The sequence below is a fragment of the Fluctibacter corallii genome, assembly GCF_025751585.1.
GTDB classification, from domain to species: Bacteria; Pseudomonadota; Gammaproteobacteria; order Enterobacterales; family Alteromonadaceae; genus Fluctibacter_A; species Fluctibacter_A corallii.
Genome location: NZ_JAOWKX010000010.1, coordinates 20,258 through 46,246, shown reverse-complemented (window position 1 = coordinate 46,246; position 25,989 = coordinate 20,258). Strand labels below are relative to the sequence as shown.

The window sequence follows — 25,989 nt, the reverse complement described above, 5'->3', positions numbered from 1 at the left end:
TGGAGAAAGACAATGGAAATGTTATACGAAAACTCACAGATTTTGCAGTTATACTACGCGCTTAAGCAAAAAAATCTCGTTTATAATCATAACTTTACTTATTTCAGCAATAAAACTTCCAATACCCCGGTTGAATACAATCATCCTGATGGCTGGATATATATCGATAAAGGAACAGGAGGGCAAATCAGCCTCAAGCATGAACAATGCAGAATCGTGAAAAGCAGTGACGCAAGTATTACCATGCACTTTCGTCAGCAGTTACATGAGTTTCCTCGCTGGAAGTCTGTATTGCTGGGCCAACATGTAACAAGTCAAATTCAACTATCTGCTGAGACTGACTGTACTATTTCGCTCAAACTAGAAGATGGAGTAACAACGTCTCAAAAAACACTATCACTCAGCGCGAATAACCAAATAACCGTCAACCTTGAAATAGATATCGCAGACAATGCGTCATCACTCACTTTTGAACTTAGCTGTAGCACACCTTCAGCGGTAATCTGCATTAACTACGTGATCGCTAATATAGGCAACGTTGCAATTGAAACCCTACCCTGTATGGTATCAGGCATTATTGGTGAGCGAAAACAGTATATCGCCACGGCAAATCCACCAGCAGAAGAACTGTCTTTGTGCGAAACACCAGTTGCTCTCAATGAACATCAAACACGATTAAATTCTGTCATTAATTATCGCTTTGGAAAACAGGGCGACTTTTCTCTTTTGCCTGATCTACGCGGCTATTTTAGCCGAGCATGGAATAATGCTTCCAATATTGATAAAAACGCTGACGAAAGGGAGATGGCTGGATCACCGAATATACAAGGCGACTATGTTGGTACTGTAGAGCCAGATATATTTAAAGAACACAAACATACCCTTAACTTCGCACCTATCAACATACTTAATCCAACCAATGGCAGCCCCTCAAACGGTGTGAATATTACCAGCACGTCTGACACTCAAGTGACAACAAAAGGTCATCAAGAAACCCGTCCCATTAACATCGCCGAGTTATACACAATCAAATGGGCGTAACCTCACTGTAATAAAAATAAGTGCATAACCAAGATAAGCTAAGAAATGTGAGCAATTTTGAAGAAAGAAAAGAGGCGCATACCGTATCCTGTACATCTTCAATGTGCGCCTCTATAAAGTTCCCTGTGGAGATGAGCGTCTCTCCGATAGTCCGAACGTGAATACCGCTAACGTACTCTTACCGCCTTCGTTTCCTTGACTATCTATATTTTAACGAACACCACTCAGATTGTTATTACACTTTATTACACGAGTACATAGGATAGGTTCACTGAATACGCTTGTCATACCTTGACAATACGTATTAACAGAAATAACAGAGTATTTGTGAACGCCTTTACTCATACGATTTAGTACATAAAAGTGATAGAGGGATTTAAATCAATAAACCCATTAGAAAATAAGGATATGAAAAATGAAAAAATTTTTAGGCGCTGCGTTATTATTATTGACCTCCAATGCCTTAGCGGGAGAAGCAATCATCCCATTTTGGCAGGCCAATGCACACGCTTCATATACGCTATCAATTAGCAATGTGTCTGCTACTGATGCAGAAGTTGAGGTGGAATTACGTAACAAAGACGGTTCTTTATTCAATGGGAGTTACAGCACTGATAATGGTGGTGCAATTAATACTCCATTTGTGATTCCTGCAAACCAAACGGTTTGGATATGGGTACAAGGTTCAGGAACAACAGTTGCGTCAACGCTACGGGGTTATGGCGTAATTAAAAGTACAGAAGCCAAAGATGCAAATGGTAAATCTTTCATAGTCGCTTATGGAAAATATGACAGAAACACAAGTAACTCGACAACTGGTGCATGGATGGCCGTTCCAATCAACAATGGCATGCCATTTTAAGGCATTATCATTTGTAACAAAATAGGCTAATTTGTCGATACACACTTCCACTCACGGGTAGTAATTTGGCATGATGACGTTTACCAACAACAAACTCATGCCATTATGCACCCAACCATTAATCAACTATGTCAGGCCTATTTTAACGCTAGCCAACAAGCACCGTTTTCCATTCCGTATTGGCACTTTTGCGATAATCAAGCAGATGCCGACGACTGTGCCAGACTCGTCGTTGAAGGTGTAAAGCGTGCCACATCGCCCTCGCTATGGTGGCATGAAGCCCATAATGAACCCATAGCAAAAGCAGGCGATTTACATGTAGTGACTAACTGGCAGGGTGAAGCACAATGCATCATTCAAACAACGCGTGTAGCCATTGTGCCATTTAATCAGATCACGGCCGAATACGCTGCACTGGAAGGTGAAGGAGACAAAAGCCTGGCGTACTGGAAGCAAGTACACTGGGCGTATTATCAGCGTGAGCTTGCAGAAACAGGATTTACCCCGACGTTAGAGATGCCAATTGTGTGTACCGAGTTTAACGTGGTATTGGCTCGCACTCAGTCAGTATTGGCCTAGTCACTCGGTTAATGCGTGAAAGTTGAGATGATACCCTTTTCCCTAAATAGTTAGCCGTGGCTAAGTCCGCACTATGGGCTTGGCCTTCTGGTGCATGCGCCACTACCCCCAAGCTGCATCCAAAACGGTTCACGCCACCTTCGAAATTATCTAATCCAAAATCAAACCCTACCCATAACATGCCGTGCTGACTCGCGAGCGTCATCAAATAGCCAAGTGTTGAAGTTTGTTCTCCATTAACCGCGCTACCACAGGTAAAACCCGCTGCCAGCTTTCCCGCCCAGCGTTGTTCGCACCAAGCTTCGCTACTGGCATCTGCAAATGCTTTGAACTGCGCAGCAACTGAACCCATATAGGTGGGAGAACCAAAGATAATAGCATCAGCACTGTCTAGCTCAGAGAATAAAGACGCGTGCCGAAACCGTCCTTTTACGATGTCATCTCCGGTAATTTCATATGTGTTAATGGTGATATTTGAATGGTTTATTGCACCTTGTGCGATAGCACTTGCTAATTGGCGGGTCACGCCACCTTTTGTGAAATAGATAATCGCGATATGCATTACACTTTACTCCGTCAGTATTTAATGATTGTCGGAGCGCAACCGTAAAACCTCAAGTTAACCTTAGGTCAAGAGATATTTTCGTTTTGTTGATTTCTCTGCGATGTAGGCGCAGCTACCACGCGGTTTCTCCCAGCCTCTTTGCCTTCGTATAAACACATATCAGCACGTTTAATCATCTCTTCTATGTTTGTACCCAACTGATATTCACATACCCCTAAAGTACTGGTAACTTTGATAATATACCCCTCATACTCCACAGCCATGGCTTCAATTAACGCACGCAGTTTTTCAGCCACTATTAGCGAGTTTTCTTGATTTGTACTGGCTAACACAAGTAAAAACTCTTCACCGCCCCAGCGCCCGAATAAATCGTTTTCACGAATATTTTGTGTAATCAAGCTTGCAATGCGTTTCAGTATGAGGTCGCCGCCGTTATGTCCGTACTTATCGTTTACTTGCTTAAAATGATCAATATCAAAAATAATAATTGAAAAAGGTTGAGCATAACGATTACACCGCGCAATCTCTGAATTAATCGCCTCATATACCACTCTGCGATTAGGCAGCTCGGTCAGTGGGTCAGTTGTTGATAAAACCTCAAGTTTCTGGTTCTTCTCGGTAATTTCATTTAAAAATCGCTGTTTTTGCCTAAAGCGACTGATCATTAACATCATGGTAATCAGTGTGAATAAACTCAGTGCACTCACTAATACGATAACGTAGCGATCTTTCTGCTTTTCTTGTTCAAGCAGCTCTATACGCCGTTCTTTAATCTCAGACTCGTATTTTTCTCCGATTTCTTGCGCGACTTTCTTAGCCTCACTATTTTGAATTTGGTTATCAATTTCATCTTGCTTCAAGTGAAAAGTATAGGCTGTTTGATAATTGTCTAAGTCAATAAAAAGATTGGTTAATTCTTCGTATATATTACGTAGAATAATTTTTGAATTATTTTCAATGGCACGCGCTTCAGCACGCTCTAAGAAGTCTCTGGCTTTCTCGTAGTTTTCCAACAGCCGATATGCATTGCCTACATTCAATAAGCCAATAGTAATGTTGTCTCTCGCGTTAATACGCTCGTAAATTGCCAACGCATTTTGTAAGTTTGTCAGCATGCGTTGATAGTCTTGTTTGTCTTCGTATATCACACCGATATTGTTATACACAGACGCAACACCGCTTTCATTTCCCAACTCTTCATACAGTGCTAAAGCCTCTGCATATAGGGCCAAAGCTTCATCAGGTTGCTGTTTTTCTCGATTAATAATTGCTAGCGCAACTAAAGAACTAGCACGGTGCGAAGGTAGGTTGTGTTCCAGCGCGACTTCATAGCCGCGAACAAAGTATTTTTCTGAGTTTTCTAAGTTACCAAGGCGAAAATAAGCAATGCCCATTTCATGAAAAAAGTCGCGTAAATAATCAAAGTTGGCAGTACTCTCAGCCAATTCAAGCCCTTTCAGGCTTGTTTCGATCACTCGCTCAAATGCCCCTTGCTGGCTTTGAATTTCGGCTATGATGCGGTAGGTATCTAACTGATACGTCGTATTTTCAATGATATCCTGCAATCGAATAGACTTGTCTGCATACTCCATCGCTTCGTCAAGTTCGCCGAGACGCATCAAACCTTCAGCCATAATGTTCATTAACAGAATACTGTCTTCGTCGGCTCTCGATTTTTGCTGATATATGACTCTGGCTCTTTCAACCGCCTTGTCTGGATCCGTTTTTACTAATGCCAGTATTTTCGTTAATGGCTCAGAGGGGGTGGAGGTTTGTGCAAAGGCGACTGATAAAGAGCTGCCAATGAAGAACAGATAAATACATGTGATTGCTGAATAAACACCAATATAACGCATTCTTACGGCGTGCACCTTTTTTTGCTTCGTATTTCGGTTCCAAGTCGGACTTTTAAAGCGTAGTACACTGTTTTACGTTAGGGAAATCGGAAAAACGCCTTCAAGGCTGATCGTCGGGTTGTGATCCAAATTTCAACATCTGTCTCTGTTGTTCAGTCAGAACTAAATCAATCAGTCGAGAGATTTCATTTTGTTGTTGCGTAATGATGTCAGGCACAGGACCGTATGGGTTGCTTGATGCCCCGATGGGGATAAGCGCATCATTTACAGAAGCGTGATCGGCAACAATTTGTTTGATTTCTTGCTTTTGATATTCGGTCAGATCGGGTACTGAAGCCGCAATTTGTTCTGACAACATCACACTGTTTATGGCGGAATGCGCTGCAATTTTTTGCGCTTCAATCTTACGTAGTTGTGACAGCTCTTCATCGCTAAGAAGCGATGCTAGCTTCCATTCTAAGTCTCTTTGGTTTTCTTCATACTGAAAATTCATTTGCTCATTGAGTACAGCGAACTCGGCTTCATTAAAGTCTGCCTCATCAGAGACTGACGTACCATATGCTTGCGACACGTTAAAATCGGCTAAGGCCTTTTCCATTAATAACGCTTGTAAACGTTCAGATCGTGCTTGATCAAGGGCGAGCGTATAACTGGCTTCGGTTACAAGAGGCCTCACAGCCTGAGGTATGATATTGTCCGCGACAAACTTTTCTGAATTCATGAGTCGCTCGAAAGTATCAACCGCACTCGCATTTATTTGTTCTGAAGTATCGGGAAAGATGCCTTCTTTCGATTCAGGTGCATCAATAGTTAATTCTGTATGTTCGCCCTCATTTCCCTTGGCAAATTCCATTACGGATGAATAATCACTACTCGCTAAATCTACCGATTCACTACGATGATTATTGACTGGCTTTATTGAATTGGGATTATCTGTATCTCGATGCAACGCGTTTAACTGTGCTTTTAGGTAAGCGACTTCCGCATCTTTTAGAGATAGAGCGTGCCATAGATAAACCGATATCGCCGCAAATATAACAAGCAAAATTAGATAGAATGGCGAGGACTTTGGCATATTATCGTCTTAATAGATTGCAATAATCTTTCGATTTAGGTTGCTCCCATAAAAGAAAGCAACCTTTTATCAACGCTAGGACAAAAATACATCCTCCTAGCAACACCGGAAATATAGTTATTTGAAGGGTTTTAATTTCTTAATTATCTCTCCAACACCACTTACTTACCTACCAATATCGGTTTCAATGATATATCAATCGCATTATCTACCTTTGCAATATCTGAGAAATTCTCTTCATTCAATTCCACCTCATTATTCCATTTATTTATTTTTCCCACTAACTCAATACCCCCAACATGTTCGTATATGAGTTTATTTTTATCGTGAATTCGAACGAGTAAAGACGATGCAGGCACTTGCCCTTTCACAATGACACTATTGTTTAGAAAGTTATTCCAGAAATCTGACGATTGCTCGCTTGTTCCATGCCATCCCGCAGTATCTGATTGCACTTTTGCTCTGGTTATAAAAACTCTGGGGATCAATACAAAGTTTGCACCACTATCTTCTAGAGCCTGCTTCGCAAACTCTCTTTCAAGGAGAAAGATCTTTTGGTGCTTATAGTTACCAGTTTGTGAGTCATATAAGCCCTCCCCCTCTTTTAGAGCGGTATATTTTGCTTTCCAACTCTCAGAGATATCTTCACCAATAACCACTGACCATCCATCAGCTTCAAGATCACTTTTTATTGAGCCAATAATGTGCTGCTGAACATTGTCTGGAACGCCTAACACATCTCTCGCCGTATTGAATGGTAGGATTACAAGCGCCTTTTCATTAGTATTCAGGGCTTGTTTATCGAATTTATACTTGTAGGGGAACGTATTTACGCAGCTAGCCAGCAAAAAGACACAAACTAGCACACTTATGTTTTTTATGTTTTTTAATATCATGAACTTATCTCCATATAACGTATTGATGTCGCGCACTCATTGCTACGATATACTGTCTAAAAATGTTGAGTTATAGTGATTGATTATTGCCCAAGCGCTAACGCTCAGCATACTTTTTATTTGCTTCGAAGGCTTCCACTTCAAGTGGTGCATTTTGATAACCATACTGCGCAAGATCGCTGATATGTTGCATAACCACATCATTCAAATTCGATCGTTCTATTTGCAAGACATGAACTAATTCATGAGCCAATCGTGGGCGGTCAAGCTCGTATCCTTTTCTTACATATATTGAATAGCCGAATACTTGCGCATTGTTAACAATGCCTTCTCCAATAAAGCCCAACGACAGACCCATTTCTTTTAGAGCCGGATTTTCGTAGGGGTATGGCACGCTATCAACATAAATAACCCTGACGTTCTCCGGCGCTTTAATACCAATGTCTTTCGCTAGTTCTATGCCACTTTCATCCAACGGTGTGCCCGATTGTAAGCCTTTGTCTTCAATTTGATGCGCCCACGCGATATATTGAGGTAAAAGGTACTCAAAAAGTTGCTTCTCACTGATATTTGCCCACACATTAGTAGAAGCTATCAATCCAACAACTGTGCTAATTATTATTTTTTTCATCTTTTTCTTATTAGTAAACGTAAAACACCAAGACTACCTTGTTCACAATAAGATTCAACAAAACCCTCTAAAAGCCATATGAAAACATTAAGGTCACTCTGTCGGCTTTATCAAATTGTCCGAACCGTCCCTCCTGCTTACCAAAAAACACATCCGCTCCTACACCAATCAACACATGATCGGAATACGCATACTCAAATGAGAGTTGGAGTACACCATCACCGTCGTTTGCATTCATCATCAGTAATGCTTCTAATTCCGCGCTATCGTTAAGGAAATCATGCCTTGCCAGCAGCGTTAGGTTGGTTTCTGTACCATCTCGATTAACGTCTTTCGGTGTATCTAGTAGTACAGACTGAAACAACTGCGTACTCAAAAGAAGGTCACCACTAACTTGGTAATCTAGCCCCACTACATAGCTAATTTCTGAAACACGCGTTACATCAATCCAGTCTCTTTCATTTTCCACTGTAACAAAACGATCTGAAAGCCATCCGGTTTCTAACCGTAATGTTACTTTACCAAATGCATTCGATGCAGAGCCGCCCAGCAAGTGGGTCCGCTCATAGTTTTGCGTAACATCATATTGGCGATCTGTCCCTCGTCGCTGCCTTGTCACTGGCATATCATCGTACACATATAAATAATTCAGTGACCAATCCCAACCTTGGTAAAATCCGTTGACTCTAACACCAAAGTCATCATCTTTAATAAATCGATTTGGCTTGTTGATTAAGACACTCGTAATGTCAGGTGACGTATTAGACTCGACAGTCGTTTGTTTAAAGGAATAAGTTCCACTGCGTGGTGTGTCATTATAAGTTTTATCAGGGATCCACAAAAATTGAAGTACAGCATCCGCGATTGGCTTTTCAATATTTACCATCCAAGTAGGAATTCGCCGCTGCTCGAAATCGCCAAGTATGAACTCACGAAAGTGCAACGGATTCACCGCATCAAGTACGCGTAAACCGTCCGCTTGCCCCCATACTACCTGCTGTTTGCCTATGCGAACAAATGCATCATCCCAATAAAAATCTACGTAGGCTTCTCTAAGCTCTGCATCGATATCTTCACCCAATAAGAAACGCTGATTCATTGACGATCTGACATCATTTGACGCATCAGGCTGCCCTGGTTCGAGGGCATCAGCAGGGTCAAACCTTGCCATACCTATTAGGGTAAAATTACCTATTGAGCCAAACTCGCCCTGTAATTCTGGCCTAAACACGAAATCAGCTTTTTGTATTTCTCGGTGTTCGGTTTCTAGCGCCATTTCAAGTGACAAAGTTCCCCGAAAATCCAGACCTTGTGCATGTGCCTGAGATTGACTCCACCACATGAGCACAATCATTATCGCGACTATACGTATCACAACCCACGCCTTAATCGTGCTTGAGTGAACAAGCTTTCAGGCACGTCTGACTGATAGTCAACGTCAGAAAATGTTAATCGTGTTGAGTGCCCTGTTTTGTGATTCGTCGCTAAAATGCGGGTTGCAGTGATAATACCATCAATCACTTCTACAACTTCTATTGTGATGGTTTTAGCATGATTGCCATTTACATCGTATAGCTCGGTTTTACGCGACATCCAAATGGTTGGGTCTACGTACCAAATCGCACGCGAATACCCCAATTCATCTTCAATTTGCTCATTAACCGGAACACCTTCAACAACATGTAGAGTCCTTCCGTCTAGATACTCCATCCCCTTGTCGGTAAACGTGTAGTCATCAATTTCGACTTTTTGTTCTTTTTTAATGTCTTCGTAAGTAAAGTCAGTACCCAAAAAGTAGTCCCCCCGATCAGACGCAGAGATACGCCTAACTTTTCTCAATGCTGGCAAATACAGCCATTGGTCATCATCAACCGACGGATCGGGATAGTCGAAGGTAAGAAAACCCGTGCCTCTCACCCGTGTGGGTTCCTCATAAAAAATCACCGTACGTTTCTCATCACCAAAATAACGACGATAAGAGCGCGTTTTCTCGGTTTTGGTTTTGCCGTCTTTGTTTGTCAGTTCCAGTACAAATCGGCGTTGAATCATGTTGCCGTCATCACGCGCATTAACCTGCTGCATCACCTCTAACCCTGACGTGGCGCTGGTTGTTGGCGGCACTGTGCAACATGCCAATGCCAGAAAAATTGCAATGGGAGTATTAATTTGAAAGTGCATACGCTTGCTCCGTTTCAAAGGTGGGTTTTAATGCGTTGGGTTTAATTAACATGATTAACGCGGGTAACAGGGTCATTGATGCGACAAAGGCTACCGTTACGGCAATCGCCACCAGCGAGCCAAATTTGATTAGCGGAGGCACGTCTGACGTTGCCAATACACCAAATCCACCCGCGACAGCCATAAAATTGAACAATAAAGCACGGCCAGTTGAGGGAAAGAGCGTAAGTAAAGCTGTATTATCAAAACCAAATTGATGTGTTATTTCCCGTATTTTGTCTAACGTATGAATCGCAAAATCGATGGATAAGCCAATTGCAATTGCAGCGAACATACTGGTTCCTACCCCAAGCGGAATCCCTAGAAATCCCATAATCCCGTATACAAATAATACCGCCAAGCCAACGGGAACGGCCGCAATCGCACCCAAGGTTAATGACCGAAAAACACACATCGCCACTGTAGCAACGGCAATAAATGAAATCGTAATCGATGCCAATGTGGCTTGGTCGATGCCTTGTATCCAGTAGTAATTAACCGTAACACGCCCAGTTACGGTGGCGGTGAGATCATCACGGTTTAGATTATTTCTAATCCACTCTTCTAGTGCAGGAACCACTATTTTGTTATTGATATATCTGTCATTATCAACTTGAGCGCGAATCAACGCCCGTTGATAGTCATAATCCACTTCTTCCTCAAAATCGGTGGGATCAGCAGAAGCGCCATACAGAAAAAAGAGCTGGCCGATAAGCGCTTCATTATCCGGAATACGGTAATATTCTGGCTGTCCACCCTGCACCGCTTTATGCAACTGCTTAACGTAGTCCACAACCGACGTAGTGCCATTAACTCCTGGCAAGGTTTCCATGAAATGTTGCAATGCTTCGATATCTCGGAGCGTTTGCGGATTAAACAACCCTTCTGACACATGGCTGTCTATCATGACATCTAGGTTGTATACGCCATCCATTGTTTGATTAATGGCTTTGTCGGCCTGAAAAATCGCTTCTGTCGATTTAAAGCTCTCAATCCTTGCTTCATCCACAACGACCAAACTAGAACCCACAATGACGACCGTGGTCAACAATGCAGAAATCGCCACAACGGTTTTCGGCCTGTTAAGGACTGTTCTACCCAAAGCAGTCATGAGCTTCTCGGCTAAATTGCTAGATGGTTTGCTGCTTTCTTTGTGCTTAAATGGATACGGAAGACGCTTTGTTGGCCATACGAGCATGGCACACGGCAGCAATGTCATTGAATATACCCACGCAAGAAAAACACCCAATGCACCGAACAAGCCAAAATAGTAAACGGGTGGCATAACGCTAGAAAAGGCCAACGCCAAAAACCCCGCAACCGTAGTAATGGAGGTTAAGGTAATGGGACGCCACATCGCCGACATACTCATCGCAACCAATCGCTTCTTATCTAAATCAGGGTTTGCGCGTAACAGTCGGTAATACTCGCTAATAATGTGAATGCTATCTGCAACGGCAATTCCAATTAAGTTCACCACCAATCCGTTAGTGATCACGTAAAAACTGGTCTCACTGGCGGCCATCATGCCGAACGAGCCCGATACCGTTGCAAAAACAATCAGGTTAGGTAATACGGCAGCGCGCAGACTAAAAAACGCCAACAGCAATACGAAGGTGATAATTAACCCCGCCATGGGATTCAGTTTTCGTGCATCTCTATCAATGTATACCGACAGGTAACCCGACACGGCTCCTTCACCCGCAACATGCAGCGCTATGTTTTCCGGTAAGTCTGCATTCTCGACAATCGCTAAAAAGGCTTCGTATGCTGCGGTTCCACTGTCCTCATCGAGTAATTCAGCGGCAATAATGGTTGCCTTGCCATCTCGTGACACCAGCGAACCTTGTAAAAGAGGAAATTGATTGATGGCATTACGAATCTCATTAGCGCGAGCTTGCGTTCCAACAGGCGCAGTAAATCGTTCAGCGTTTTTATCAAAAAATGGGTCGGTGACGATGCCTTCTTCCGTCCCCGTAATATTGTTTTCTGTTGCCAAACTGGTGACACGATCTGGGTCGATATAGGGGATTCGTTCAACTTGTTTTGTTAAGGTTTCCACTAAAGACAAGGCTTCAGGGAAAAATACACCTTTGGGGTCTTGGCTCACAATGGCGATCACAAGGGGATCAGTGAGCCCAAATACAGACTCCATTTTTTCTTTATAAATCAATGCAGGGGAGTCTGGCTGCATGAATGCATCAGAACTGGTGTCTCGCTGAAGTGTTGGAATATATCGAGCCATCATCCCAATCATTACGAACGTCATAGCAAGCACTGCCCATCGGTAGCGTAACAGAGTGAGAAACCCACGTGTCGCCTTGGTTTCAAAATACATAGCATGAATCTGATCCACACTCGCTCTCCTTAAAGTGTATATGCACTATATATCTAAATAGTGTATATGCACTATGTCAAGTTTTAATTCAAATTAAAGTGCTATATTGATAAATAGAAATTATGGTGTATATTCACGATATGAAAGAATTTACAGATATTATCAATGACGTTGCTAGCCGCTGCGTAGCCGTTAGAACCCTGAGTACGGCGCGCTCTATCACTCGTCATTACGACAACGCCTTACGTCCTGTCGGACTAACCATCACGCAATTTACGTTATTAGTGACGATTGCCAAAGTCGCGCCAGAATCTATATCTCAAATCGCAGAATTATTGTTTATGGAGCGCACCAGCGTTTCAAGAAACTTGTCACTGCTTGAAAAACAAGGCTTAATACAACGAGGACATGCAAAAGAAGCAAGGAAGCGGCCGGTAGCATTAACTCCCCAAGGGCAAAACACGTTACGTGAAGCTTATCAATGTTGGGAGTCGGCTCAATCGCAACTAGAAAACGAGTTCAATCGCGATGAGCTCCAAAATACTATGTTGTCACTTCGTGCATTAAGAAACATTTGTTAACGCATTAATCTGTCAAGTGAGGCTACCATGAAACATCTCGTAATCGCATTACTCAGACTTAAGTTCTTCATACTTAGCTACGTTGCTCCCAAGCAAGCAGTAAACAGTGCAACAACGCTTTTTTTTACGCCAAGACGCCACGCACCGCGAGCACAGGAAGAAGCCATAAAAAAAGACGCCATCAAGCATACCCTTGACGATGGCACGGTGTACTACGAGTGGGGTGAAGGTGAACCGATTTTGTTCATTCATGGTTGGGAAGGCCGAGCCACGCAAGTCTGCGCGATGCTTTCACCGTTGGTTAATGCCGGGTTCAAAGTATATGCGGTTGATGCCCCTGCACATGGCGACAGTAGCGGCGATAAAAGCCACCCAGGATTTTTCGTTAGTACACTATTTGCATTGGAAGAAAAAATTGGTGCTTTTCACACTATCATCGGTCATTCAATGGGCGGCGGAAGTGCAACCTACGCCATCACTCAGGGCTTAAAAACGAAAAAAGTAGTTACAATAGCGGGCCCATCTAATTTTCATGACGTCGTTAAGTCTTTTGTCGATTTTATTGGGCTACAGGGAAAGGCTAAATCTCTATTTATGGCATTTGTGGCCGAGGAGGTAGGCATTCCATATGCGCAAATTGCAACGAATAAGTTGTCTGACGCAACCCAAGTGCTCGTGCTTCACGACGAAGACGACAGAGAAATACCAGTTAAACACGCCCTCGCCTATAAAGACGATGCTCTTGTTAAAATACATATCTCTAAAGGGTTAGGCCACAGAAAAATACTTTACACGAATGAAGCCATATCGGTTGTCGTCGATTTTATTCGTCAGGATTTTTCCCACAGCCATAGCTTAAATCGCTGTTCATAGCGTGTGCTGATAAGCTCACCGTTAACGTAAATAGGGTAATTAAAATCTGCACGACCCAGTCGCTTTCCAATCAATTTTTACATTCGCATGAGCGGTCATAAAACTAATCTGATGGCCGCTTATATCCAAATAGGCTAACTTTTCTCATCGGCAACGCACTAGCATTTACACGCACCGAATAAACAATTTGGTTCAAGAAAAATCATTTTCTCGATACATTCATCTTAAATTCTACCTGTCACAACGCATAGGATTAGCTTATTAGTGTGATAAATGAAAAATACCTTACACCATGATTTTCTGGCAATTCTCCATGGAAGCAAGGATGAACAGTTTCATCATTGTCACCCTATCAATAATGGACATAAAAACAGGAAGGACAAAATCAGTGCATAAATTCATATCTCACTTATTTGCATGTCTCACGCTCATCGCAACAAACAGTTTTGCGACACAAGATATGATTCTGGCCAAGGATGGCAAAGCCGGCGATTCTTTTGGATACAGCGCAGCCATAGATGGCAATACCGTGTTAATCGGTGCACATCAAGCAGACATTAACGGGATAAGAAATGCGGGAGCGGCGTATGTTTACGTGCTTGATAAAAACGGTTGGCAGCAGCAAGCTAAACTCATAGCCGACCCCGTATTTACCGAAGATACAGTGGGAGGCAAGGTAGCGCTGCACAATAATATCGCCATGCTAGGTGTAATGAGAAGGGACGACAAAGGTCAAGACTCTGGCGCTGTCGTCGCGTTTGAACGAGAAAAAGGCCTGTGGAAGCAGCAACATATATTCACGGCTCCCGATGCCAAACCTGGTGATGCATTTGGTCAAAGTATTGCGCTAACCGATAATTTTCTTGTCATCGGCGCACCGCGTAACGACGCGAGTGGCAACGATTCAGGTGCCGCTTACATATACAAACGTGAAAACGGCGCTTGGCATTACCAAACAAAAATCACCGCCAGCGACGGTGCTCAAGGTGATTTATTCGGCATCAGCGTTGCCATTGATGACAACACAATTCTTGTGGGCGCAGATCTGCATGATGACAAGGCAGAAAAAGCAGGCGCAGTTTACGTTTATGTTCACGACAAAAACACGTGGAAACAAGAAGCTAAATTAATGGCTTCAGATGGGGGTAACACCGATATTTTCGGTGTAAGAGTAGCCGTTTCTGGCGATACGGCGCTCATTTCAGCAAGGCGAGACGATATTGAGGGAATAGGTATAGACGCTGGCTCGGCCTATATTTTTGAGCGTAGTGGCACTATATGGACACAACACACAAAACTGATATCACCAGATGGGCAGGCGGATGATCGTTTTGGTCGTGATGTTGCGTTGAAAAAAGACACCGCAATTATCAGCGCAATGAACCATGACGCAAATGGCCCTGACACAGGTGCACTGTACGTGTACGAAAAAAGGGGAGACAGCTGGCGCTTTGCCTCTAAGGTTGTAGCTAACACGAGCAATCCTAACGATAGATTCGGATGGAGTGTCGCGTTATCTGATGACGTCGCTGCAATCACTGCACCCAATCATGGAACTAATGGCCAAGACTCAGGCGCGGTGTTTATACAAAAACTCAATGAGGCTCAGTAGATTTATACATTAACAATAGACGCTGACGCTACACATAATCGCAGAGCGTCAGCTGTTGCATATAGCTTAGATAAAATCGGCGAATTAAAAAGGGTTAGTCTCTAAAACGAGTAGGTAACACCAATATTTGTCGCACTCCAGTCTTGTTGTGGGCTATCACCGATTTCAAGTTCTGGCAAAATTTGGTGATCTAAAAATGCCGTCACGCTATCGCTAAAGCGATAAGTCACGCCTAAACCGTACGTAAAGTCTTTTTCTTTGTGGCTAACTACGTAAGGGTAAACAACCTCTGTTGTATTGCCTTCTATATCTGAACGGTAGCTTCTAACGGTAAATTCGTACCGAGTGTCGCTCACTCCCACCAAGGCATAAACACTTACCGAATCAAAAATCGGATAAGAGGCCTTTATTAGTAGCATTGCTTGTGTATCAATCTCTTCCTTGTACTTTTCCCCTTCATTACCATCCAAATAGGTTGAAGAATATCCTGAACTGCCAACATTGTATCTCGCTTCCAGCGTGAAGTACTCAGATATACGATACCCACCTACAACCCCAACCGCTTCTGGTTTTCTATCAGGAGCGACAGAAATATCCTGAAAACTGTATTGTAAACCAAGGTGCCAACGTTGACTTTCGTCGGCATGCGCTTGAAATCCAAGTGATAATAACGCGCTAAGCAATAGAAGTTTTGATTTCATTCGAAGCTCCATCTTCCTGTATTGTTGATTAAAAAGTAGTATTGAGTGAATACTAATTTGAAAAAATGAACTGTAACTGAATACCGATGATAAGCAAGTGTAAGTTTGGGCTGGTAATCCTCCCGAAAAATAACTGACTAACAATCCGTACACGCCCAGAAAACGTTCCTTCTTTATAGATGTGCCTTTCATCCTTACACCAATAATCACAAGATCTGTAGCACCAAATCACTTATAGGTTGAAGTGCAAGTGAAAAGTTTAGCGGATAGTCACCGTTGACAACTTAGCACTGTCTTTTTTATGAGTTCTAATCAGCAGCTCTGTATGTGAAGCTGCCTCTTAAAGTAATCAAATGCTAAGGTCAGGAATTGGGCGTTAGCGGAAGTTCCCCTCAAGCGCTTTGACGGGCATCAAAAGACAAGGAGCGGACATACATGGATACGTAATTTAACCTGCTCTGACATACAAAGAGTGTCGCTTTACTTTATCTCAATGGCAGTCGCGTAGCTGAGGTTACTTCCCGCAAAGACAAACTGGACTTTATAGCCGATACACCTTTTAGCTTTCTTAAAACCTGTTCAACAAAACTGCTATATTCATCAAGGTCTTTCGCAACAACTTGCAATAAAAAGTCGGCATCGCCTGTTGTATTGTGACAGAACAACACCTGTTCCGAGTCTCGTATTACCCTCTCAAAGTGCTCGGTAGTCTCAGTATCATGTTCCACATAAGTTAGTTGAACAAAGGCTATAACACTAAATCCCAGCTTGCGACGATCGAGATTGGCTTGATACCCCTTTATATAACCATCTTGTTCCAAACTTTTGATTCGTCTCCAGCTAGCCGCCTCGCTGATTGAAAGATCCGCTGCAATTTTCGAGTTGGACAATCGTCCATCTGACTGCAGTTTCTTCAAAATACCAATATCTTTTCTATCTAGTCGACCCATCTGAAGAATCATTTTAAGTTGAATCTATTTACGAAAGATAATTGCACATATTTGTGGGAAATGACAGGAAATGGAAAAGTAATTTCACACCAAACAGGTAAACTGACGTGATTGAGGTAAAGGTACTGAGGAGGAAATCAATGAAGGCCGTAGTAATTGAAAATTTTGCTGAATCGCCAAAGATCATGCAGGTTAGTGATCCCACGCCTAACTCCGATGGAGTTGTCATTAAGGTTGAAGCTACTGGCGTTTGTCGTAGTGATTGGCATGCTTGGATGGGGCATGACCTAGACATCGTACTTCCGCATGTTCCAGGCCATGAATTTGCTGGCATTGTTGAGGCTGTTGGCAAGAATGTTCGTGGTTTCAAGGTCGGAGACAGAGTCACTTCTCCCTTTATCAGTGCCTGCGGCAACTGCAGCGACTGCGACTCGGGCAACCATCAGGTTTGTGCAAGTCAGACTCAACCAGGATTTACCCATTGGGGCTCATTCGCTGAGTTTGTTGCTATCGATCACGCGGATGTAAATTTGATTTCTCTACCTGAAGAGATGGCCTTTACAACGGCAGCCAGCTTGGGTTGCCGCTTCGCTACATCATTCCGTGCAGTGGTTGACCAAGGAAATGTGTCCGCTGGGCAGTGGGTTAGTGTCCACGGCTGCGGTGGTGTAGGTCTCTCTGCAATTATGATAGCAACTGCTCTCGGGGCGAACGTCATAGCAGTCGACCTTTCGGATGAAGCTCTGAAGCTGGCAACCAGTTTTGGCGCTGTCGCAACAATCAACGCGAACCAAGTCGACGATGTGGTTGAGGCTATTCACGAAATCACAAAAGGAGGAGTACACGTTTCATTGGACGCATTAGGTCATCCAATAACCGCTGTTAACTCGGTCAAGTCGCTGCGTCGCCTCGGTCGTCATATCCAAGTCGGCCTACTATTAGCAGAACAATCTACTCCGCCGATTCCAATGGATAGGGTTGTCGCACATGAACTAATGATTCTCGGCAGTCACGGCATGCAAGCATATCGGTATGATGCGATGCTCAACATGATTCTTTCTGGCAAACTCGCCCCTGAAAAACTTTTGGGCCGCTGTATTTCTCTTGAGGAATCAATCTCAGCCCTTACTTCATTGGAAAGAAAAAGTTCGCCTGGTGTAACAGTTATAACTCAGTTTTGAATCTTGAAGACTTGCTTTTTAGCTCACCAGGGATGGTATCAGGCAAGTGAACAGACTTAAGTAGTGAACGAAAGTAAATGGTGTAAATTCAAATGTCGACCTGCCGCCACTCTCCCTAATTTTACTGTTCTTACTTCATTACGAGTAAGGTCCGCTATACGTAAAAAGCGGCCCCTGATTAAAGTGATGCTCAATGTCTGCTTCACACAGAAAGCGGCTGTTCGTTTTTGCAATACGACCGTCTGCTCTTTTATCTATTACTGCCCCACAAGTTACCGCATTTGAAGATGCGCTTTTCATCCCTCACACCAAAAATACAACACCTATAGCGCCACATCACTTTTATTTCGCCACTATGAGACGGCCATTTCCCAATATAAGATTTTATTTCATCGAATATGAGATCCCACACCCACAAAAATTTATAATTTTCATTGATCAAAATCAAACAAAGCTTTATAGTTTTCAGAAATTACTGAAACTTCAGAAAAATGACTTTTACACCGCTTCTTCAATCATTCGTAATGCACTTTGGTGAAATGGGTAGCCGCTGGGGCTTCAACCGTACTGTCGGGCAAATGTATGCACTGCTCGTGATCAGCGATGAACCGTTATCAGCCAACGACATCGCAGAGACCCTCAGCATTTCGCGCGGCAATGTCAGCATGGGATTGAAAGAGTTACAGTCATGGCGTTTGGTACAGCAGCACCACAAACCTGGTGACCGAAAAGACTATTTCATGGCATTGGGTAGCGTATGGGATATGGCACAACGGGTGCTCGAAGAGCGCAGAAAACGTGAAATTGATCCTACCCTTTCACTGTTAAGAACTATATTACTCGAGTCACCTGCCAATGAGCAGGAAGCTTACGCGCAATCTCGCTTAAATGAAGTGCATGATCTTTTAGAGAACGTGACACATTGGTCACAAGAACTTCAGCATCTCAGCCCAGAAAAACTTGAAACACTGATGAAACTGGGTGCAGGCGTGGGCAAAGTGTTAGATATGAAAGACAAGCTCTTACCGAGTAAACGGAATTAACTTTTAGCTCAAGAGGTGTAACCATGGCCGACGTACTGATGCTCTCGCGGATTCAATTTGCCGCCAATATCAGTTTCCATATCCTGTTCCCTACCATTACTATCGCCCTATGTTGGTTTCTATTCTACTTTAAACTGCGCTACGACTTTACGGGTCACCCAGTTTGGATGCGCATTTACCGCTTTTGGGTAAAGATTTTTGCACTCACCTTTGCCTTAGGCGTGGTCAGTGGCATTACCATGTCGTTTCAGTTCGGAACAAACTGGCCAGGCTTTATGGAAAAAGTCGGCAATATCGCGGGGCCATTATTGGGGTATGAAGTACTTACCGCCTTCTTTCTGGAAGCCACCTTTTTGGGCATCATGCTGTTTGGCATTCGGCGCGTCCCCTCATGGTTACACACATTATCTACACTCATCGTGGCAATTGGCACCTCGTTATCTGCCTTTTGGATCCTCGCGCTAAACTCATGGATGCAAACGCCTCAGGGCCATGAAATGATTGATGGTGTCGCCCATGCCAAGGATTGGCTGGCGATTATTTTTAATCCATCTTTTCCTTATCGATTTAGCCATATGCTGTTGGCCTCTTTGCTCACCTGTTGTTTTTTGATTGCTGGCATTTCTGCATATCGTCTTCTGAAAGGCGATGATAAGAAAGCCCCGACATTGGCGCTTCGAACTGCCATGTATGTGTGCGCTGTCGCTGCGCCATTACAGGTTTTTGTAGGAGATCTTCACGGTCTCAACACCTTTGAGCATCAACCGCAAAAAGTGGCAGCAATGGAGGGCGTTTGGGAAACGGAAAAAGGCGCGCCATTATTACTATTTGCTATTCCCGATGAAGACAATCGCACCAATCATCTCGAAATTGCCATTCCCAAGATGGCTAGCCTCATTCTTACACACGATCCAAATGGTGAAATTCGCGGGCTAAATGAATTTGAAGGGGAGCATCCTCCCGTAGCGCCTGTGTTTTTTGGGTTTCGTATTATGGTTGGGCTTGGCATGCTGATGTTATTAACTGGATGGACAGCCACCTACTTACAGGTCAGGAACAAAGACTATCCCTCATGGCTATTAAAAGGGTTGGTCGGCATGACATTCGTTGGGTGGATTGCCACTCTAGCAGGTTGGTACGTCACAGAGATTGGTCGTCAGCCGTACTTAGTATCTGGCATACTGAAAACGGCCGATGCAGTCACCGATATTGCACCAGCCAATGTCGGGCTTACCCTCGCCATTTATTGCACTGTGTATGGATTATTATTGATTGCGTATATTCGTACCGTATTTTTAATGGCGCAACGCGCAGTTGAAATCGAAGAATACGACAAAACTGAGCTACCGGGTTATGCACCCGGCGAACAAGCGCTCGAACCACAAGAGGCAAAAGCATGATAAATCCAGAATATCTGCCTTTGATTTTTGCTGCGCTTACAGCGTTAGCGGTACTAGTGTACGCCATTTTAGATGGTTACGATTTGGGTGTCGGCATTTTGTTACCCATGGACAATCTGAACCACAGAAATAAAATGATAGCGTCTATCGGCCCATTTTGGGACGCCAACGAAACCTGGCTCGTTTTGGCTGTGGGCTTAGTGCTTATCGCTTTTCCCACCGCCCACAATATTATACTTAAAGCACTCTACTTGCCTGCTACGATCATGCTAATTGGTTTGATTTTGCGCGGTGTTGCCTTCGATTTTCGGGCCAAAGCTGCCGAAGGCAGTCGACTCCTTTGGGACAGATTGTTTAAGCTCGGCTCAATTATCGCATCCACCAGCCAAGGCTATATGCTCGGTATGTACGTAATGGGATTTGACGACAGTTGGATGGCATACGGGTTCGCCATCCTCAGTGCGTTGGGCGTAACAATGGCCTATGTGATGATTGGTGCAGCTTGGCTAATCATGAAAACGGAAGGAGAGCTTCAAGCCAATGCCATCCAATGGGCCAAATGGGCAGGACGAATTTGCTTTGTTGGCATCATTGCCGTTTGTACTGTTAATCCGTTTATAAACGAGTACGTTTTCGAGCGTTGGTTTAATCCACCTTGGATGTATTTATATCTGATGATCCCCTTTCTAAGCTTTTCGCTGGTATTCTTACACGATAGAGTAGTTGCACGTTTACCATTAGAGAATGACAGGGGCAGCTGGTTGCCCTTCTTAATCACAATTGTTGTCTTTATATGTTGTTTTAGTGGTTTGGCATTAAGTTTTTACCCCTATATCGTTTTAGGGCAAGTCACTATTTGGGAAGCAGCAAGCGCACCTGAATCCCTTATGTTTATTTTGTGGGGCGCCATCGTGGTGATCCCGTGTATTGCCGCCTACACCTTTTTCTCCTATCGGGTTTTTTGGGGAAAGGTGACAGATTTACACTACTATTAAGGCCACCCACTAGCGCCTGACACCTTGCCAGGCGCTACGCATACGTATTCACTTTATTCCTCTAGATGAGCCACTAAAATAGAGCCATACTTCTCTATTTTTGGGCCATTTATGCACACACTACCTTTGTCTTCGTATTTGCCAAATGTGAGCACGCTCGCATATGGTTGTATGGGCCTCGGCGGCAACTGGGATAGGTCTGCCATCACTGATGAGCATATCAAGCAAGGCCACGCAGTTATTGACTGCGCCTTAGACAACGGCATAAATCTGTTTGATCATGCTGACATTTATACATTGGGCAAGGCGGAACAAGTGTTTGGTAACATATTGGCAGCCAGACCCAGTCTGCGTGAGAGCCTTTTTTTGCAGTCAAAATGCGGAATTCGCTTTGATGATGATAAAGGACCGAAACGCTATGATTTATCTAAAGATTGGATCATTTACAGCGTCGAGCAAAGTCTAAAGCGCTTACATACTGACTATTTGGATATATTGCTATTACATCGCCCTGATCCATTAATGCAGCCCGACGAAATCGCAGAAGCATTCGAGGCACTGCACAGTGCAGGCAAAGCTAAGCATCTCGGTGTATCTAATATGAATAGTGCACAAATTCAATATTTGCAGCGAGCGATTGATGCCCCTATTGTCGCTAACCAAATTGAAATCAGCCTACATCAACGGCAATGGCTTGAAGACGGCGTAATGGTGGGCAACCCCGCAGGTAAAGATCTTAATTTCAGCTCAGGCACGCTTGAATACTGTCAAATGCACAACGTGCAAGTTCAATCATGGGGAAGTCTCGCTCAGGGTCTATTCACAGGCAAGCACGTTGCAGATGAATCTGAATCTGTTCAACAAACAGCAAAATACGTTGCCCAGCTGGCGGCAGAATATCAAACCTCTCCGGAGGCCATTGTATTAGCCTTTTTGTTAAGACACCCATCGAAGATTCAGCCTGTATTAGGCACAACAAATCTGGCTAGAATTAAAGCATGCGTTGCTGCTACATCCGTTAATTTAACACGAGAGCACTGGTATAGATTGTTTGAAACCGCCAGAGGCGAAGCACTGCCCTAAACATGTAGACACCCATAGCCAACTCGAATAACCGACAACCTCAAAAATGAACATGGACACCCACACAATGACAATAAAAAACCTGATACGGATACCCAACCAAAAAGTGGGTGTCCGATTTGTTTCACGACTAACGTCTCTCACAGCATTAAGCGCATCGCTCGCAGCTGCTCTGATGCTAGGCGGATGCTCGTCGCCAGATACGTCGCACAGTTCAGAATCAGAGAAAGACACCCTTACCTATCTGCACCGCGATCTCAGAGATGAAAATTTTTATTTTGTTATGCCTGACAGGTTTAATAATGGCAATCCTGACAACGATCTCGGTTCAAAAACCCATGCTATATCCCAAGGCGGGCTTGATGTGACATCCAAATGGGCTTTTCATGGTGGAGACATGCAGGGCTTAGAAGAAAAACTAGATTACCTCAAAGGAATGGGTATCACCGCGATTTGGATGACCCCAATCTTACGTAATCAAGCAGTGCAAGAAGGCGGCTTTGGACACCACGGCTATTGGATTGTCGACTTCACTGAAATCGACCCTCACTTTGGTACCAACGACGACTTAAAATCTCTTATTCATGCTGCACACAAAAAAGACATTAAAATCTTTTTTGATATCATCACCAACCACACTGCCGACATTATTCGCTATCAAGAATGCCACAACAGCGACGGTACGTTTAAAGGTGAGCACACTTGCCCATATAAATCGATGCAAGACGTAGCAAATGGCGATACTTACACGCCATTTATTCCTGATCACCTCAAAGAGGTAAAACATCCTGCTTGGCTTAACGATCCGAAATATTACAACAACCAAGGCGACAGCTTCTGGCAAGGTGAAAGCGCCATTAATGGTGATTTTGCTGGCCTTGATGACTTAAATACGCGGGATCCCAACGTTGTTTCGGGCATGGTCGAGATTTATCAGAACCTGATCACCGAATTCAAACCCGACGGGTTCAGAATTGATACCGTTAAACATGTAGATATGAGCTTTTGGAAAGACTTTGCGCCCAAAATTGTCGAGCATGCTCAGGCGCAAGGCATTCCTAATTTTCATATTTTTGGTGAAGTGTATGACGGGAATGCAGAAGTATTGAGTAGCTTTACAACCGAAGGTACGCTTCCCTCCGTGCTGGACTTTGGCTTTCAACATGCCGCAGCAGAGGTATTTTATCGCGGTAGCTCTACTGATGTCATCGCTAAGCTGATTAACAACGACGATTTTTACAGTGACGCTGATAGCAACGCAGATCTATTAATGAACTTTTTGGGAAATCACGACATGGGGCGGCCAGGATTATTTATCAACCGCGCAACACCTGATGCCTCTGAAGACGAAAAGCTCAAACGTAGTGTTGTATCTCATGGCTTTATGTACTTCTCCCGCGGCATTCCCGTTGTGTACTATGGAGATGAACAAGGGTTTACGGGTGATGCTCATGACGTAGATGCTCGTGAAGACATGTTCCCCTCTCACGTTGCCAGTTACAACGACAACAATTTACTCGGCACTTCAGCCACCACCGCTGATAATAACTTTGACACCACACATCCGCTTTATACCTCGCTTGCTTACTTTGCTCACATACGTGCATCTCAACCTGCTCTAAGGCGCGGTGTAATGGTAAATCGTAACGTTACCAACAACTCTGACGTATTTGCGTTTTCTCGAATTGACGAAGATGAGCAAAAAGAGGTGCTTGCTGTATTTAATCCGACAACAGCACAGCAAACCGCGCAACTTACTGCTTATGCAGCAGGATATGAGCAACTATCAGGCGAAGGGGACGTGAATCATACAGAGTCAGTCTTGCTTGTTAGTCTGCCGCCGTTGTCTTATTCGTTACTCAAAGCCACAGACAAAGCCCCTATCATTACTGACTTATCTGTAAAGATGGGGAAGGTTGAAGAGACAGCATCAAGGGTGATACTGCCTTTCACAGTGCCATCTAAAGTAACCGATACACCGAGCATTTTGCGTCTTGAATTGTTTGCTGGCGATAATATAGATGCCGCACCATTGGTCACTGATTACCACACGCCATACCAGGCGATTCTCAGTAAAGCACAGTACCGCGCGCTTAAGGGGAAACGTATCACGGTAAAAGCAACCAACGGCGAAGGAGCCAGTCAACTACATACATTTACTCTGTAAGTGTTTGCAAGATCCCATTAAAAAGGAGCGATAAACGCTCCTTTCTTGTATTAAAGATTATTTTATAAAACTAGAAGACCAAATCTATCCCCATCGTCACTAACTTATTGCTAACGTCAGAAGGCATGCCTTCAAGCTTATCGTACTCTTGATTGGTGTAATCAATGGTGAAACTTGCCGCAGGATGGAAATTCCAACGGAAGGTCACGTTATGGGTGCTGTTTTCACTTTCTTGTATAAACACACAATTTCTGAAAAATGATGCGGCAGTAGCACCACACACGGGCACAGAAGGTGGATTAGGGTTCGGTATCGCAGCCGGAATACTATCAGCGACGTCGTAGTCATTATTCCTTTCATTCTCAGAGTAAGTATAACTAATCATCATCTCGCCAAAACGACGCCCCACCATAGCGTAGTAGGCACTGGTGTCTTCTCCAAAACTTCCTCGAATACCATAATTAACATACTCTGTATTGACCACCCAGTCTTCGTAATCAATAAAGAAACCGATATTTCCGAAGTACCCATGATCATCTTTAGTTTGAATATCATTAAATATGTCTAAACGATTGAAAGACGCAAAAAAGGGTTCAAATGCATCAATGGACGTCGCGAGAGTCATGTCTGCCGTAGAGTATCCTAACCGGAAAGAAAACCAATCTCTCGTGACATTAATACTGGCCCCCATTAAATCTTCTGCTTCTGTGGGTAAAATAAATCCATTAAATTCTATATCTTCGTCAATCACGCCATAAATAGCTTGAAGCTCAACATCCCAATAACCAAAGTTGGTATTGTAGTTGGCTCTGAATCCTTCCATATTGTTAAAGTTGATACCGTATACATCACGGGGTGTGCGCGCCCACGGAAATGCATAACCCACATCAAGGTATTCAGAGTATTTGAAAAATGGTATACGCAAACGCCCCGCAGACACGCTGAGTTGATCGTTTACGGCATACGTAAGGTAAGCCCATTCAAACTCTGCATCATAATCATCCGCGCCTCTGGCAACAATTTGCGCAGTCGCGGTCAATCCATCCATAAGATCGGCAGTAGCTTGAAGGCCAAAAAGTGAATTCGGCTTTGACGAAATATCATCATCGTATCCATACAGCGTTTCATCATCATCGGTTGTTATACCCAGATAGAACGAGCCAAAACCGTTGAATCGAATCTCGGCTAAAGCACTGGGTGCGCTAAGCAGCGAACACACTGCAATAGGCAGAAGATAAGTTTTTTTCATTGAATGTGTCCCATGAATGTTTTCGTTATTAAAATAAGCGTAGACAGTTAAACGAAAAGCGCCAGAAAATTTCAATGATTCAGGGTCTTACTCG

General features: G+C 43.6%; 24 protein-coding genes. 12 read left to right on the top strand and 12 right to left on the bottom strand.

Annotated elements, in window-relative coordinates; translation table 11 throughout:
• Nucleotides 1-12 precede the first annotated feature (12 nt).
• The 3 genes from OE749_RS16685 to OE749_RS16675 all read left to right on the top strand — a co-directional run bounded on the left by OE749_RS16685 (nucleotide 13) and on the right by OE749_RS16675 (nucleotide 2,482).
• A complete protein-coding gene (locus OE749_RS16685) occupies nucleotides 13-1,041 on the top strand; it encodes a hypothetical protein (protein WP_263713622.1) in 1,029 nt (342 codons plus the stop codon).
• A 415-nt stretch (nucleotides 1,042-1,456) separates the two neighbouring features.
• Entirely contained in the window at nucleotides 1,457-1,903 is a 447-nt protein-coding gene (locus OE749_RS16680; RefSeq protein WP_263713621.1) for a hypothetical protein, read from the top strand.
• Nucleotides 1,904-2,008: 105 nt separating this feature from the next.
• Nucleotides 2,009-2,482, top strand: a complete 474-nt coding sequence (locus OE749_RS16675) for an ASCH domain-containing protein (RefSeq protein ID WP_263713620.1) — start codon at nucleotides 2,009-2,011, stop codon at nucleotides 2,480-2,482.
• Here the strand turns inward: OE749_RS16675 and OE749_RS16670 are convergent.
• The 8 genes from OE749_RS16670 to OE749_RS16635 all read right to left on the bottom strand — a co-directional run bounded on the left by OE749_RS16670 (nucleotide 2,442) and on the right by OE749_RS16635 (nucleotide 12,078).
• Nucleotides 2,442-3,044, bottom strand: a complete 603-nt coding sequence (locus tag OE749_RS16670) for a flavodoxin family protein (RefSeq protein WP_263713619.1) — start codon at nucleotides 3,042-3,044, stop codon at nucleotides 2,442-2,444. The two genes, OE749_RS16675 and OE749_RS16670, sit on opposite strands and share 41 nt — an antisense overlap.
• 68 nt (nucleotides 3,045-3,112) lie before the next feature.
• Entirely contained in the window at nucleotides 3,113-4,903 is a 1,791-nt protein-coding gene (locus OE749_RS16665) for a tetratricopeptide repeat-containing diguanylate cyclase (protein ID WP_263713618.1), read from the bottom strand.
• A gap of 100 nt (nucleotides 4,904-5,003) precedes the next feature.
• The gene (locus OE749_RS16660) at nucleotides 5,004-5,978 is read right to left on the bottom strand and encodes a hypothetical protein (protein ID WP_263713617.1); all 975 of its coding nucleotides are present in this window, start codon (nucleotides 5,976-5,978) and stop codon (nucleotides 5,004-5,006) included.
• Between the two features lie 161 nt (nucleotides 5,979-6,139).
• Nucleotides 6,140-6,874, bottom strand: a complete 735-nt coding sequence (locus OE749_RS16655) for a hypothetical protein (RefSeq protein ID WP_263713616.1) — start codon at nucleotides 6,872-6,874, stop codon at nucleotides 6,140-6,142.
• A 97-nt stretch (nucleotides 6,875-6,971) separates the two neighbouring features.
• Entirely contained in the window at nucleotides 6,972-7,505 is a 534-nt protein-coding gene (locus OE749_RS16650) for a hypothetical protein (RefSeq protein ID WP_263713615.1), read from the bottom strand.
• A 67-nt stretch (nucleotides 7,506-7,572) separates the two neighbouring features.
• Nucleotides 7,573-8,880 carry a DUF1302 family protein gene (locus OE749_RS16645; RefSeq protein ID WP_263713614.1) on the bottom strand — a complete coding sequence of 436 codons (1,308 nt, stop codon included), beginning with the start codon at nucleotides 8,878-8,880 and terminating at the stop codon, nucleotides 7,573-7,575.
• Nucleotides 8,877-9,683, bottom strand: coding sequence for an outer membrane lipoprotein-sorting protein (locus OE749_RS16640; protein WP_263713613.1), 807 nt, complete (start codon nucleotides 9,681-9,683; stop codon nucleotides 8,877-8,879). The genes OE749_RS16645 and OE749_RS16640 overlap by 4 nt, the downstream gene beginning before the upstream one ends.
• Nucleotides 9,667-12,078, bottom strand: coding sequence for an efflux RND transporter permease subunit (locus OE749_RS16635; protein WP_263713612.1), 2,412 nt, complete (start codon nucleotides 12,076-12,078; stop codon nucleotides 9,667-9,669). Before OE749_RS16635 ends, OE749_RS16640 begins: the two co-directional genes overlap by 17 nt.
• 104 nt (nucleotides 12,079-12,182) lie before the next feature.
• Between OE749_RS16635 and OE749_RS16630 the strand changes: the two genes are divergently transcribed.
• The 3 genes from OE749_RS16630 (at nucleotide 12,183) to OE749_RS16620 (ending at nucleotide 15,126) form a co-directional block, all read left to right on the top strand.
• Complete coding sequence (locus OE749_RS16630) at nucleotides 12,183-12,641, top strand: MarR family winged helix-turn-helix transcriptional regulator (RefSeq protein ID WP_263713611.1); 459 nt, start codon at nucleotides 12,183-12,185, stop codon at nucleotides 12,639-12,641.
• 27 nt (nucleotides 12,642-12,668) lie between these two features.
• Entirely contained in the window at nucleotides 12,669-13,514 is an 846-nt protein-coding gene (locus OE749_RS16625) for an alpha/beta fold hydrolase (RefSeq protein ID WP_263713610.1), read from the top strand.
• A gap of 388 nt (nucleotides 13,515-13,902) precedes the next feature.
• Nucleotides 13,903-15,126 (top strand): FG-GAP repeat protein, encoded by a 1,224-nt coding sequence (locus OE749_RS16620; protein WP_263713609.1) that lies wholly within the window; start codon nucleotides 13,903-13,905, stop codon nucleotides 15,124-15,126.
• A gap of 101 nt (nucleotides 15,127-15,227) precedes the next feature.
• Here the strand turns inward: OE749_RS16620 and OE749_RS16615 are convergent, their stop codons facing one another.
• Together OE749_RS16615 and OE749_RS16610 are read right to left on the bottom strand one after the other, a co-directional pair.
• The gene (locus OE749_RS16615) at nucleotides 15,228-15,827 is read right to left on the bottom strand and encodes a porin family protein (protein ID WP_263713608.1); all 600 of its coding nucleotides are present in this window, start codon (nucleotides 15,825-15,827) and stop codon (nucleotides 15,228-15,230) included.
• A gap of 485 nt (nucleotides 15,828-16,312) precedes the next feature.
• A complete protein-coding gene (locus OE749_RS16610; RefSeq protein WP_263713607.1) occupies nucleotides 16,313-16,777 on the bottom strand; it encodes an Lrp/AsnC family transcriptional regulator in 465 nt (154 codons plus the stop codon).
• A gap of 140 nt (nucleotides 16,778-16,917) precedes the next feature.
• Between OE749_RS16610 and OE749_RS16605 the strand changes: the two genes are divergently transcribed.
• Complete coding sequence (locus OE749_RS16605; protein ID WP_263713606.1) at nucleotides 16,918-17,958, top strand: zinc-dependent alcohol dehydrogenase family protein; 1,041 nt, start codon at nucleotides 16,918-16,920, stop codon at nucleotides 17,956-17,958.
• 138 nt (nucleotides 17,959-18,096) lie between these two features.
• On the opposite strand, the gene OE749_RS16600 is transcribed toward OE749_RS16605, so the two are convergent.
• Nucleotides 18,097-18,258, bottom strand: coding sequence for a hypothetical protein (locus OE749_RS16600; RefSeq protein WP_263713605.1), 162 nt, complete (start codon nucleotides 18,256-18,258; stop codon nucleotides 18,097-18,099).
• A gap of 191 nt (nucleotides 18,259-18,449) precedes the next feature.
• Between OE749_RS16600 and OE749_RS16595 the strand changes: the two genes are divergently transcribed.
• The 5 genes from OE749_RS16595 (at nucleotide 18,450) to OE749_RS16575 (ending at nucleotide 24,646) form a co-directional block, all read left to right on the top strand.
• Nucleotides 18,450-19,001: a GbsR/MarR family transcriptional regulator gene (locus OE749_RS16595; RefSeq protein WP_263713604.1), complete on the top strand. Its 552-nt coding sequence runs from the start codon at nucleotides 18,450-18,452 to the stop codon at nucleotides 18,999-19,001.
• A 23-nt stretch (nucleotides 19,002-19,024) separates the two neighbouring features.
• The gene (locus OE749_RS16590) at nucleotides 19,025-20,401 is read left to right on the top strand and encodes a cytochrome ubiquinol oxidase subunit I (protein ID WP_263713603.1); all 1,377 of its coding nucleotides are present in this window, start codon (nucleotides 19,025-19,027) and stop codon (nucleotides 20,399-20,401) included.
• Nucleotides 20,398-21,396 carry a cytochrome d ubiquinol oxidase subunit II gene (locus OE749_RS16585; protein WP_263713602.1) on the top strand — a complete coding sequence of 333 codons (999 nt, stop codon included), beginning with the start codon at nucleotides 20,398-20,400 and terminating at the stop codon, nucleotides 21,394-21,396. Before OE749_RS16590 ends, OE749_RS16585 begins: the two co-directional genes overlap by 4 nt.
• Nucleotides 21,397-21,507: 111 nt before the next feature.
• Nucleotides 21,508-22,479 (top strand): aldo/keto reductase, encoded by a 972-nt coding sequence (locus OE749_RS16580; protein WP_263713601.1) that lies wholly within the window; start codon nucleotides 21,508-21,510, stop codon nucleotides 22,477-22,479.
• Nucleotides 22,480-22,546: 67 nt separating this feature from the next.
• Entirely contained in the window at nucleotides 22,547-24,646 is a 2,100-nt protein-coding gene (locus OE749_RS16575) for an alpha-amylase family glycosyl hydrolase (protein WP_318527894.1), read from the top strand.
• A 70-nt stretch (nucleotides 24,647-24,716) separates the two neighbouring features.
• On the opposite strand, the gene OE749_RS16570 is transcribed toward OE749_RS16575, so the two are convergent.
• Nucleotides 24,717-25,895, bottom strand: a complete 1,179-nt coding sequence (locus OE749_RS16570) for a porin (RefSeq protein ID WP_263713600.1) — start codon at nucleotides 25,893-25,895, stop codon at nucleotides 24,717-24,719.
• Nucleotides 25,896-25,989: the final 94 nt, after the last annotated feature.